Genomic DNA, 13,397 nt, shown 5'->3' on the forward strand with positions numbered 1-13,397 from the left:
AAAAGAGATTACATAAATGTAATCTCTTTTTTTAACAATATTATAATTTTGGCTATTCTAAAGCACCTAAGTAACGCTCTGCATCTAAAGCTGCCATACAACCAGAACCTGCTGCTGTTACAGCTTGTCTGTACTCTTTATCTTGAATATCTCCCGCTGCAAAAACTCCTGGTAAATTAGTTTTAGAAGATTTACCTTTAGTTATTAAGTAACCTGTTTCATCCATATCTAAAACATCTTTAAATAAATCTGAATTTGGTTTATGACCTATTGCAATAAAAACTCCCGTTACAGAAATATCCGTTGTTTCTTTTGTTATATTATTAATGGCTCTTACTCCTTCTACAACATTATCTCCTAAAACCTCATCGATTTCTGTATTGTATAAAACTTCTATATTTTCAGTTTTATTAACTCTATGTTGCATCGCTTTAGAAGCTCTCATATAATCTTTACGAACCAAAAGTGTTACTTTTTTACAAATATTAGCTAAATAAGTAGCTTCTTCTGCTGCAGTATCCCCTGCTCCAACAACAACAACATCTTGTCCTTTATAGAAAAAACCATCACAAGTTGCACAAGCAGAAACACCACCACCAATTAACCTTTGCTCACTTTCTAACCCTAAATATTTAGCAGTTGCACCTGTAGAAATAATAACAGTTTCAGCTTCAATTTCTTTAGATTCATCAACAATTATTTTATGAACTCCACCAACTTCTGTACTTAAATCTACTTTTGTAACTAGACCAAAACGAACTTGCGTACCAAAACGTTCTGCTTGTTTTTGTAAGTCTGTCATCATTGCAGTACCATCTGTACCTTCTGCATAACCTGGAAAATTATCAACTTCTGTAGTTGTTGTTAATTGCCCACCCATTTGCATACCTGTATACATAACTGGTTTCATATCTGCTCTTGCTGCATAAATTGCTGCTGTATAACCTGCAGGTCCAGATCCAATTATTAAACATTTTATTTTCTCTATAGTATCTGACATTTTTTCTAAGATTGTTTGTAACAAAAATATCGTTTTTTTAAAGTTTAGAGTGTTAATATTTATAAATTTTTATTATAAGAAAATAGGAATAAAAAATTGTTAAATAGTAAAAATTTTTATTAATAACCTTTATTATTTAGGCAATAACTTAACAATCCCTAAGTTTTCTACACCAACATAAATATAACCGTCTAAACCTTGTTCTATAGAACGAACTCTACCAATATCTTTAAGTAATTTTACTTCCTTAAAAACTTTATTATCTTTTAAAATACATCTACTTAAATATTGAAATTTTAAAGAGCCTACTAATAAGTTACCTTTCCATTTTCTATATTTATCACTAGTAATAAAAGCCATACCACTTGGTGCAATAGAAGGAGTCCAATAATGAATTGGGTTTTCCATGCCTGGTATTGATGTTTTATCTGTAAATTTTGTACCACTATAATTTACACCAAAACTTGCTTTAGGCCAACCATAATTTTTCCCTTTTTTAATAATATTTATTTCATCTCCTCCTTTTGGTCCATGTTCATGGGACCAAATTTCATTAGTAAATGGATTCATTTCCATTCCTTGAGGATTTCTATGTCCGTAACTAAAAATTGCTTTCTTAGCATTCTTATTATTAACAAAAGGATTGTCTTTTGGTATTGTTCCATCATCATTTAACCTGTATATCTTACCACAATCTTTAGTTATATCTTGTGGATTAAGATCTCTACTTCCTCTATCTCCCACACTAAAATAAACGTGATTTTCAACATCAAAAGCTATTCGAGATCCAAAATGATAACTAGTTGTAGTATTTGGGCTTGCTTTATACAAAACTTCAGTATTTACTAATTGATTGCCTTTTAGTTTTGCTCTCATTAAAGCTGTATTTCCGCCATTTCTTTCTCCTTGTGATGAAGCATATGTAAAATAAATCCAACCGTTTTCTCTATAATTAGGATGCAATTTTACATCTAAAAAACCACCTTGTCCTCTAAGATAAACTGTGGGAACATTTGTGATTTCTGTTTTCTTTCCTTTTTTAAAATGAATCAATTTACCCTCCTTTTCTGTTATCAACATAGAGTTATCGGGTAAAAAAGTACCCCCCCACGGAATTGTTAAACCAGGTACAATTAACTCGTACTCTTTACTTTGACTAAAAGAAGATAAAGACATTAAAACCAAAAAGATTAGTGAAGAAATATAAAGTTTCATATCATTAAAAATTAATTAAAAAAACTGATACAATATATAAATATTATTCTATATTTGCACTCCTTAAATGAGTAATCATTTTCGGGGTGTAGCGTAGCCCGGTCATCGCGCCTCGTTTGGGACGAGGAGGTCGCAGGTTCGAATCCTGCCACCCCGACAAGCCTATTAATAGGCTTATATAAAACACTGTTAATCTAATGATTTTCAGTGTTTTTCATTTTATATGGTATTATTTGAATTTAAATAAAACCAAATAAAAGGTGTAAAATTCGGTGAACAACTGTTATAAAGAAATGTCGTAATTTTAAAGAGTTCTTTAAGAACAATTTGACTTTTGTCTTTGCAAAACATTTGTTTAACTAAAGTCAATAAAAATGCAGATGACATTTGCCTTAAGCAATTGAACTATCGTTTCATTACAGATTTTGAGTATTATTTAAAAAACTATAAAAACTCAAACAAATAACTGATGCTTACCAATAATAGCGTGATGAAATAACCTTTTAGTGTAGTTTGAAAAAAAAAAAAAAAAACGCCAGTAGCTTTTGAGTTTACAGTGCCTTCAGACACTATACAACTTTTTAAACGTTTTTAAAAAATACGAGAAAAGGAATCATGAGTTTGTGTAAATTCACTTACACCTATTGTGTAGGATGTGTAGGACATAATGATGAGCAAGCTGATATTGATTTATCGACTTATGATTGGCTTATAGAAAATCATGTTAATATAATACAAACAGATATACCTAAATTGTTATTTGAATACTTAAGAAGTAAAAAAATTACACGTTAATTGTTTTTTTTCTGTTCATACGTTACTAGTCATAGCACATAAAGCTCATTCCAAATGATTGAGAGACTCTATGGAAAGGTTGAATGGAAAAATACAACTGCGTTGCAGAGTTTATTCGATTTTCTATACGCTTTCAAATGTGAAAAAGCGATTGAATTATAGTAACAATTTTTTATTCAGGATTATTTTTAAAACACTTTGTCTCTATAAAAAATTTGACTCCCTATCAAAATTCAACAACTATGGTTTGCATTCCTGATTTACAGAAAAATATAAGTTATTAATCATTGAGTTACTTAAAATTTAAAAAATATGAATACTACATTTAAAGAATTATTATCTAATATAAATATTGATTCTAAGATGCCCTATTAAAAATATCCGTCAAATCATTTTTATTTGACTATTGAGTACAAAAAAATAAAAGCAAACAAAATTCTTTAGCTAAAAGGTAGTGTGTTGTAAAGCACCACAGCAAAAGAATCTTGTGGCAGTAGTGTAAAAAAACCCTGTTATATCTAAAATATAACAGGATTTTTTTTATAAACTTGTTGTATTTAATTATTTTTTAAGAATTTTTAATTTGGTAACTTTGTTATTCTCTCTAACTTTAACAATATATAACCCAGAAGTTAATTCACTCATATCTACAGAATCACCAGAGGTTCTTATAATAGCTTTCCCAGTAATATCAAGCACACTAATATCTAAAGTACTATTATCTGTGGTTTTAAGATATAAAAAGTCTTCTACGGGATTTGGGTATGCTATAAGTTCATCTTCTCCAAAAGCAACATCGCCAACACTAAGAGTAGCAGCATCATAAATATCTGAAATTTGATCTACAGTAAGCACAGAATCATAAACTCTAAGGTCATCTATACTACCACCTTCAGTCCATTTTTGAGAATTTTTACCTTTACCATTACTGGCAACAGTAAGTTTGTCTGAAACTGTAGCAAAACTTTTTGTACTGCTATTAGTACCACCGTCATTACTCGTCAGAACACCATTTATATAAAATTTAATATCATCCAGAACGCCTCCTGCAGGGTAAGTAAATGCTACATGATGCCAAGTACCATCTTCTAAATTTAAATCGGTGCTAGTAGTATCGTAATTACTGTTTGTATTACCCCCACCTATGGCTATTTGTATTCTATTCTTACTCGTATCAATTAACCAGCTTACTCTTCCTCCTGAAGCAGAAGTCGGATCCCCCATATTTAACATGCAGTGTCCTGCACCTCCACTTGGAGAGAGTATTCTTATCCAAGCAGCAAAAGTACGCGCAGCATTACCTTCAATAGCTAAACTAGCCGTACTTTGAATTTGAACAGAAGTACTATTATCAATTATACTAGTATTATCAGAAGCAAGAATAGAAGTGAAGTCCATAGCATAATTACCTTCTATTTTAATATAATCGCTGTAAGAGATTGTGTATCCTTCATTATCAGGATCGGAAACTGCAAAAGTAACACCGTCAGGATCTGTAGTGGTTGCATTTAAATTGTTTTCAAATCGTACTTCTAAAAATGCACTAGGATCTTGTGCTTGTACAGTTGCAACTGTTAAAGTTAAAATTGCAATAAAAGTTGAGTTTTTAAGTAATTTTCTCATCATCATTTGTGTATATATTAATAATTATTTTTCTAATAGGATATGTAACGGGGTTTGACTTTATTGAATTAACTAACGTGTAATTAAAAACTTTTTGACTACACTTGTATTAGATAACTTTATTTTAATAAAGTACATACCTGAAATTAAACTTGAAGTATCAATAAAAGAATTTGGATTGATGTATTCTGTTTTAATTATAGAACCTTTTATATCGTAAATTTCGATTTTGGTATTTTCAGAAGTTAATCCACTAATATTTAAAACATTTTCGGTTGGAATCGGAAATATAGAAATGCTGTTTGTGTCTGTTATAATATCATCATCTACCGAAAGGGATTCGCTATTAGAATAAATTTTCACTTCACTAATTGCATTTGAATCATCAACTTCATTTCCTCGACAAATAATTTTAACATAACGTGCTTTTCTAGATATAGAATAAGCATCATAATAATCATCTGTTTTGGTGCTTGATAAGCCTTGTTTTACAGCTAAAAAGGTTTGGTTGTCTCTAGAGACTTCTATATCGAAGTAATTGAACCTTGTTTGTTTATTTTGAAAACTTATTTCTAAATTACAAATATCATAAAGACTTCCTAAATCATAGAGTAGGTATTGTCCGTCACCTTGAGAAACCCATGCAGTGTTGGGTTGGTTATCTAGTGTGTTTTCTGCATTTGCAGCGTAGCTTGCCTCTACAGATGTAGGTGTGACTTCAACACAAGAACTTTCATATTCTTCGGGTCTCCCTTCAGGGAAATACAAATCTATAATATTCTGTATTTCATTTACAGTAGCTTCTGCTTCTATTGTTCCATAAGAATCCCACCATTTTTTAAAGAAACCTTTGGTATAACTCTGTGATACATGATCGTAATATGTACTATTTAAAATTTGATTTTCACCATAGTCTTCTAATCCAAAGTCTCTAAAAGCTTGGTTATTCATAGGGACTATGGTTTTATAAAATGATAATTGATCATAAATTGCAGTAGATTTTTTTAAATCACTATTAGCTATTTGAGTTGCTAAACTACTAGGGTCATTTGGTTGAATACCCCAGAAATGAATTAGAGGTCGTAAATCATAACCAGCAGCTTGAGACATTCTTAATAATCTATCATCTGTAGGGACTGAATTTACATTGCTATCATAATTTATAATTCCATTTTCATAACTTTCACTGGTATTAGCATAAAAAGTCTCTAAAGCTTCCCAATCAAAAAGTCTAACTAAATCAGCATATTTAGCATGACCCCTTGGTTGATATGAGAATTCTTGACGATTCTCTCCAGTTGTAGTGCTCATTGGATTGCCTTCTCTAAAATTTTCAGTAATCATCCAACTAATAGCAGCTTCCTCAATAGAATGATGTAGTCCGTAAGCAGCAAATGAATCTTCAAATGCTTGATTTAATTCAATACCAAATTTTTTGTTATAAATAGGAACCCATAAGAAATTTACAAACGATTCTATTTCTCCATTAAATTTATATATTTTTTCTGCATGACCTTGTTCGTGGAAAAAGATATTTATTAGATAACCTCGTTCATTTCTTGGTCCGTTTATTAAATAGTTATCGTGGTTTCCTTTATAATCTGTATAAGGATTGTATGCAACATTGGATTGTGGGTATCCAGGAAAGTTAGCGCTTCCTCTTGCAATAACATCTACTTGCGCATAAACTACGGTTTTAGATCTGATTAGAGGTCGACCTAAAAGCTCTGAAATTCCATCCATAGCCATATCCCAATCTTTGAAAACCGTTTCAGGGTCATCATAAGCATATATCCAAGATGTTGGCACTTGAATCATTATTTTATCTGTTTCAAAATCTGTCCAAGGTGCCGCACGCAATCTTTCAATATTTTGCCAATCACTTAAACTTGTTTTATTAGCTACTGTATTAGCATAATAAGGTGAACGGACTACATTTTCTAGCGTGATATCAATAACGTCATAATCACTAAAATAAGGTATGTTGATATAAATACCACCTCCTAAAGGATTTGCAATGGTAATAGTTGTGTTGTTTATTTCGTACTTTTTTGTTACACGATCCATTCTTTTAATGGTCGATTTATTAGTTAAATCCCATGTTTGAGCACCTACTAATATAGAGGCACCAATACCAACTAAGGAAGAAGGAACCGTTACTTTAGCAATACTTCCTGGTGCTAAATAACAACCAGTTGGTCTTCTAGCATCTTCTGTTACGTAATTAGCTTGTGTTCCTGACTTTCTTATGTGAGATCCATTAATTTTAATAGTATAATTTACTGAAGGATCAGTTGGTTGTGCTACGGCTCCAGGAAAAAAAGAAGATGTTTCAAACAACTTGTTGTTAAATACTTCGGGGTAAGTTGTAATATTAGATTCTGTATAAGAATAATCTAAAACAGATTGCATAATGAGAAGCATCATGTTCTCTAAGTCGAAACCAGTTGCAGTTCTAGAGAACCCTCCTAAAGTTGTGCTGCCTGTTGTAAATAAAGCCCCCATGTTAGACTCATACAATTCAATGACTTCTAATGCTGTTTTTATAACGTCAACATTATCTGCAAATAAGACGTAATCTGTATTAATGGTATTACTTATGGACTGGAATTCTGCTGTTGATAATGTTGATGTACCTGAAATATGGTTTTTAACTTTGTTTAATTGATCTATTAACTCTACGGTATCTGTAGAAACATAATCGGTGACACCAATTAAAGAGGCTTCAATTCGATTAAAGGTACCTGAAGTGCCATTCGATTTTTCAAAAGATAAGCTATGAGCGAAAATTGATGATGTTGTTGCTATTGCAAAGAAGTGCAATATTAAGAGTTGTTTAACCCATGATTTTTTTTGCATAATTAAGTGTATATTAAGACTGTTGTTTTTGTTATAAAACAACTGATTATAGAAAGTCTCAAGCTATACCATAATTACTAGGAAACAATATTACGTTAATTACAAGGATAACACCTATAGTTTTTTAACATAATAGTGTGTTATTTTAACAATAACTTTACAATAGCCTTTAAAATATTAAGTACAGAAGAAGTTATTACTCTTTTTTTACTGGAATGTGCTGTTGAATTTTCTATTTAAAACAAGAAAGCTGTTTGGGTTAGAGTATTAACTAATTTTAGCTTTGGACTGTCTTTGGGCAGCAAAAAAACACTTTCATTTTTGCCTCTTTAAAAAAAAACGGATTAGAATTTGTTGATTTGTAAAAAGTTTAAGGTTTTATTATTTCTTTTTATTTTTAGTGTATAAGGTTATTTATTTAATGTAAGTTAGCAAAAATTTAACTTTAAAATCATGTATCATTCTGATAAAGATATTTTACAAGGTATAAAGAATGGAGATAAAAGAGCCTTAACTGTGTTGTATGATACATATTGGAAGGTTCTTTATATTTCTTCCTATAATTTATTGAAAGATAAAGAAGTGTGTGAAGAAATTATTCAAGATGTCTTTATAGACTTATGGAATAAACAAAAAGAACTCGAAATTAAAGTATCTTTAAAAAGTTATCTCTATGCTTGTGTAAGATATAAGGTTTTTGCTGAATTTAGAAAGAATAAAATTATAAGAGTTGAATTGTTTGAGGACATAGATAGACGTTTACAATATTCAACTCCTGAAACCAAAATGATGCATGATGAGCTAGAAATACAAATTAAATTAATTGTAGCAAGCTTACCCGATAAATGTAAAAAAGTTTACCAACTTAGTAGAAATGAGCATCTAAGCCATAAAGAAATAGCCGAAAAACTGGGTATTTCTATTAAAACTGTTGAAAACCATATTACAAATGCCCTTCGTGTTCTTCGTACGTCTTTAGGGACAGCTTTATTTATAGCTCTTTTTGTACACCGTTAAAATTAGTATATAACTTCCGTTTTAAAAATTTGCATTTTAATCATTAATTTGGTTATTCTGACAACTATAATGCTTCTTTTTCAACCTATTTTGAATATTTTTCTTATCAAAATATGTAAATAATTGATTTTCTTTTAGGGGGTAGATGTCTTTTTATACACTTACTGGATATATACACTTATTTCTTAATAACATCATATGGAAAACAATCAAAAATATAATCAAGAATTTAAGTTCCTTATTGAAAAATATCTTGATTCTAAAATTTCGATTGAAGAAGTAAAAAAGCTTGTAAACTATTATGAAAGCTTTCAAAAATCGCACGAATGGGTTGAAGAGTTGGGCTCTGAAAGTATGATAAAGAATAAAATGCTTTTTAATATTTTAGAAGCTATAGAAACAGAAGTTCCTGTAAAAGTTATTCCTTTTTATAAAAGAAATATTTTTAAATACGCCGTTGCAGCATCCTTAGTTGCATGTATTGCTTTAGGTAGTTTATATAAACAAATTTTGGCTGTAGATGCCAGTGTTGAAGCTCCTCTAAATATACAAATAGGTACAAACAAAGCAACATTGACCTTAGAAGACGGAACCAATATTATTCTTGATAAGGAAACCGATTATCATTCAAAGAAACTTTCCTCCAATGGTCAATCATTATTATATAATAAAGCAGAGAAAATTAACGAAAAGGTTGTTTACAATTATTTAACAATACCTAGAGGCGGGCAATTTTTTGTTGAATTATCAGATGGTACAAAAGTCTGGATAAATTCAGAATCTAAATTAAAATATCCTGTAAGTTTTGTTAAAGGAAAACCAAGAGAAGTAGAGTTAGTCTATGGTGAAGCCTATTTTGAGGTTACTAAAAGTACACAACATAATGGTGATGCTTTTTTTTTAAAAACAAACGAACAGCATATAACCGTACTAGGGACTATGTTTAATGTTAAAGCCTATAGAAATGAAACAGAGATTTTAACCACTTTAGTTGAAGGTAAAGTATCTGTAAGTAATAGTATTAATAAACGTATCCTTAATCCTGGAGAGCAATCGAAGTTATCACAAGATAATAGTGATTTTGAAATTTATGAAGTAGAACTAGATGATGAAGTTTCTTGGCGAACTGGAGAGTTTAGTTTTACCAATAAACCATTAGAAGACATTATGAAAGTGCTTGAACGATGGTACAATATAGACATCCACATCACCAATGAAGAAATGAAAAAAATAGGATTTACTGGTGTGATAAGTAAAAACCAGTCTATAGATTATATTTTAGAAATTATTAAAACCACAAATAATATGACATATGAAATTAAAAAAAATAATATTATAATTAAATAAAAAAGGGGGTAAAACATAACGTCTCAAGCTAGTAATCCCCCCCTTGAACACTGATCTATAGTCGGTTTTAAAAACTATTAAAAAAGACATGATATAACATATAAAATTAATATCGTAATTAAATAAAAAAGGGATAAAACATAACGTCTCAAGCTAGTAATATCCCTTGAACACTGATTAATTAACCAATACGCAAATTTATGAAAAGAAACATTAAAAAACCTCCTTTATTTTGTTTAAAAAGGTTTTTATTACAAATTATGAAACTATTTATTTTTCTTTTTTCCTTATCGATTTTTAGTTTGTCTTCTATCGAGGGATTTTCTCAAAACGCTAAAATTAACATAGAAAAAAATCAGATTGCTTCTGTTGATGAAGTCTTTAAATTGATTAAAAAACAAACAGATTACACGTTTATTTACAGAGCAGATTTGTTCGAAAACTATCCAAAAATATCTTTAGAAAAAGGTATTATTAATGTAAAAGAGCTTTTAAATAAAACCCTGTCTAATGGGAAATTTATTTATGAGTTTGCAAAAAATAATACGATTCTAGTGAAAAGTAATAATACTAGATCTGTTCAAGAACAGGTGCATGTAGTTAGAGGATACGTTACAGATGAAGGTGAAATACCTTTACCTGGTGTAACAGTAATGATAAAAGGATCCAAAAGAGGTGTTACTACAGATTTTGAAGGAAAGTATTCTATCAAATCTAAAGACACGGATACACTTGTTTTTAGTTATATAGGTTTTGTAAAAAAAGAAGTTCTTGTTAATGGAAACAAAAAAATAAACGTTCAATTGGTTGCTAATATTAGTGAACTAGATGAAGTAGTGATAACAGGTATCGTTAAAAGAGATAAAAAAAGTTTTACAGGAGCTACAACTACTGTAACAACAGAAGATCTAAAAGTAATTGGAAATTCAAATATAATAGAAAGTTTAAAAACATTAGACCCATCTTTTATAATTGTTGAAAATAATATTTTAGGTTCAGACCCCAATCAACTTTCAGATATTGAAGTTCGTGGAAAAACTAGTTTGTCTACAGACGGTTTAGCAGATGAGTTTGGAGCAAATCCTAACCAACCATTATTTATTTTAGATGGTTTTGAAACAACCTTAAGAGTTATTACCGATTTAGATATGAATCGCGTAGCATCTATTACCATATTAAAAGATGCATCCTCTACAGCGTTATATGGAGCAAAAGCAGCTAATGGTGTTATTGTTGTTGAAACACTAAGACCTACTAGTGGTAAATTGCAAGTAACTTACAATGCAGATTTTAGAGTTGAAATGCCAGATTTAAGTGATTATAATTTGATGAATTCTACTCAGAAATTAGAATATGAAAGGTTGTCAGGACTTTGGAATACCAGTTCTGTTCTTAATCAATTTAAATTAGACAAACAATACAATGCAACTTTAGCAGAAATTAAAAGAGGCGTGGATACTTATTGGTTAAATGAACCTGTACGAGTTGGATCTACTTTAAGTCATTCTTTATATGCCAGCGGAGGTGGTGACGCTGTGACATTCGGAGTTGGTTTAAATTATAAAAGTTTACAAGGTGTCATGAAAGGGTCAGACCGTGAAACCTGGGGTGCTAACTTTAACCTACGATACAGAAAAGATAAACTAAATATATCTAATAATTTATACATAAATGGATACGATGCAAATGACTCTCCTTATGGTTCATTTTCAAATTTTGCAACAGCAAATCCTTATTTTAAAAAGACTGATGAAGAAGGGAATATTACAAAGTATTTAGATATTGACGATTATTATGGAACTGCCATTGTAAACCCATTGTACAATGGATCATTAAACTCACTAGATAACACTCGTAATTTACAGATTACAAACAACTTGCGCGCTATTTGGACTTTAAACAGCAAATTTAGAATACAGTCTAATTTACAGTTAAATAAAAGCATTACAACATTAGAAACTTTTTTACAACCAGAGCATAGTAGTTTTAGAAATACAACTATTTTAGAAAGAGGGGCTTACACCAATCAGCGAACTGATATGTTTAGTTATAAATTGAATATGATGGTGTCTTATGCTAACTTATTCAAAGAAAAGCATACTCTTACAGCTAACTTAAGAGGTGAAATTGAAGAAACAGATAATAAAAGAATTAGTTTCTCAGCTATTGGTTATCCTTCTGGAACTAGCGGAAATCCTTCTTTTGCTTATAGTTACCCAGATTCAAACCCAAGTGCAATAAACAGTAACTATAGAAGAGTTAACGTATTAGCGAGTGTTAATTACGATTTTGATAGAACCTTACTTTTTGATGCTACATATCGTTTAGATGGATCAACCGTTTTTGGATCTAATGAAAGATATTCTCCTTTCTGGGCTATAGGAGGAGGTATTAATTTAAATAATGCACTTAATATGGATCCAGGAAAAGTTTCACAACTTAAGTTAAGAGGAAATGTTGGGTCTACAGGAAATCAAGGTTTTGGAAATTTATCTTCAGTATCTATTTATGGATTTATTCAAGATGTAAATATTTTTGGACAAGCAACAGATTTATCAATCCTAGCCAATCCAGATTTACAATGGCAAAACACTTTACAAACAAGTGTTGGTATAGATGGTACTTTTTTTAACAATAGATTACATACAACTTTAAATGCCTTTAGTAAGGATACGGATCCATTAATAGTACGTATAGATCTTCCTTCATCAACAGGTATTGTTGACTATCCTATAAATGCAGGAAATATGAATACCAAAGGACTTGAAGCTATTATTAAGTTTTCTCCAATTTATAAACTTAACCAACAAGTAATTTGGACCCTTGGTGTTACTGCAAGTGCCATTAAAAGTGAATATGGTGGTTTTAACGCAACCTTAGAATCTTTAAATGAAGATGCGTTGGCAAGTCAGTCCTTACTTAGGTATCGTGATGGTTATAGTCCTGATGATTTATGGACTGTAGAATCTCTTGGAATTGATCCTGCAAATGGTTTAGAAGTGTTTTTAACAGAAGAAGGAACGCCAACCTATGAATATGATTCTAATGATGAAAAAGTAATGGGTAATTCTAGACCAACTGTAGAAGGTATTATTAGTAGTAACCTACGTATAAAAAACTTTACAATGGGTGTTAACTTACGTTACCGTTTTGGGGGCGATGTTTTGAATACCGCATTGTATAATAAAGTAGAAAATATTAGCGAAACTCAGAGAATACAAAACCAAGACGTAAGAGCTTTAACGGATAGATGGATTACTCCAGGTGATATTTCAGGATTTAAATCCATTGCCGATTTTAGTACTACGCCACTTTCTTCACGTTTTATTCAAGAAGAAAATGTGATTATTGGAGAGTCTATAAACTTTGGTTACGAATTTAAAAATAAACCATGGGTACGTCAAATGGGTTTAAGCAGAGTAAGGCTTAATGCTTATATGAATGAAATATTCCGCATATCTACTATTAAAACAGAAAGAGGTATTAACTACCCTTTTGCACGCGCGGTTTCATTTAGTTTAAATGCTTCTTTTTAATATAA

At 30.5% G+C, this 13,397-nt stretch carries 9 protein-coding genes and 1 tRNA gene; 6 read left to right on the forward strand and 4 right to left on the reverse strand.

The window, feature by feature from the left end:
• Positions 1-52: 52 nt before the first annotated feature.
• Together trxB and ACJJVY_RS04935 are read right to left on the reverse strand one after the other, a co-directional pair.
• Positions 53-1,000, reverse strand: coding sequence for a thioredoxin-disulfide reductase (gene trxB, locus ACJJVY_RS04930; RefSeq protein ID WP_405605773.1), 948 nt, complete (start codon positions 998-1,000; stop codon positions 53-55).
• Between the two features lie 132 nt (positions 1,001-1,132).
• A complete protein-coding gene (locus ACJJVY_RS04935; RefSeq protein ID WP_405605775.1) occupies positions 1,133-2,215 on the reverse strand; it encodes a PQQ-dependent sugar dehydrogenase in 1,083 nt (360 codons plus the stop codon).
• A gap of 82 nt (positions 2,216-2,297) precedes the next feature.
• Here ACJJVY_RS04935 and ACJJVY_RS04940 point away from each other — a divergent pair.
• From ACJJVY_RS04940 to ACJJVY_RS04950, 3 genes are all read left to right on the forward strand, one after another.
• Positions 2,298-2,372, forward strand: a tRNA-Pro gene (locus ACJJVY_RS04940).
• A gap of 183 nt (positions 2,373-2,555) precedes the next feature.
• The gene (locus ACJJVY_RS04945) at positions 2,556-2,681 is read left to right on the forward strand and encodes a phage integrase SAM-like domain-containing protein (protein WP_405605777.1); all 126 of its coding nucleotides are present in this window, start codon (positions 2,556-2,558) and stop codon (positions 2,679-2,681) included.
• Between the two features lie 149 nt (positions 2,682-2,830).
• Positions 2,831-3,010: a hypothetical protein gene (locus ACJJVY_RS04950; protein WP_405605779.1), complete on the forward strand. Its 180-nt coding sequence runs from the start codon at positions 2,831-2,833 to the stop codon at positions 3,008-3,010.
• A gap of 561 nt (positions 3,011-3,571) precedes the next feature.
• On the opposite strand, the gene ACJJVY_RS04955 is transcribed toward ACJJVY_RS04950, so the two are convergent.
• Together ACJJVY_RS04955 and ACJJVY_RS04960 are read right to left on the reverse strand one after the other, a co-directional pair.
• Complete coding sequence (locus ACJJVY_RS04955; protein WP_405605781.1) at positions 3,572-4,639, reverse strand: LamG-like jellyroll fold domain-containing protein; 1,068 nt, start codon at positions 4,637-4,639, stop codon at positions 3,572-3,574.
• A 66-nt stretch (positions 4,640-4,705) separates the two neighbouring features.
• Positions 4,706-7,492 carry a M60 family peptidase N-terminal accessory domain-containing protein gene (locus ACJJVY_RS04960; RefSeq protein ID WP_405605783.1) on the reverse strand — a complete coding sequence of 929 codons (2,787 nt, stop codon included), beginning with the start codon at positions 7,490-7,492 and terminating at the stop codon, positions 4,706-4,708.
• Positions 7,493-7,945: 453 nt separating this feature from the next.
• On the opposite strand from ACJJVY_RS04960, the gene ACJJVY_RS04965 reads away from it, so the two are divergent.
• The 3 genes from ACJJVY_RS04965 (at position 7,946) to ACJJVY_RS04975 (ending at position 13,392) form a co-directional block, all read left to right on the forward strand.
• A complete protein-coding gene (locus ACJJVY_RS04965) occupies positions 7,946-8,509 on the forward strand; it encodes an RNA polymerase sigma-70 factor (RefSeq protein WP_405605785.1) in 564 nt (187 codons plus the stop codon).
• A gap of 198 nt (positions 8,510-8,707) precedes the next feature.
• Positions 8,708-9,856, forward strand: a complete 1,149-nt coding sequence (locus ACJJVY_RS04970) for a FecR family protein (protein ID WP_405605787.1) — start codon at positions 8,708-8,710, stop codon at positions 9,854-9,856.
• A gap of 260 nt (positions 9,857-10,116) precedes the next feature.
• Entirely contained in the window at positions 10,117-13,392 is a 3,276-nt protein-coding gene (locus ACJJVY_RS04975) for a SusC/RagA family TonB-linked outer membrane protein (RefSeq protein WP_405605788.1), read from the forward strand.
• The last annotated feature ends 5 nt before the right edge of the window (positions 13,393-13,397 follow it).

Source organism: Polaribacter sp. Asnod1-A03, assembly GCF_045063585.1.
In the GTDB taxonomy this organism is placed as follows: Bacteria; Bacteroidota; Bacteroidia; order Flavobacteriales; family Flavobacteriaceae; genus Polaribacter.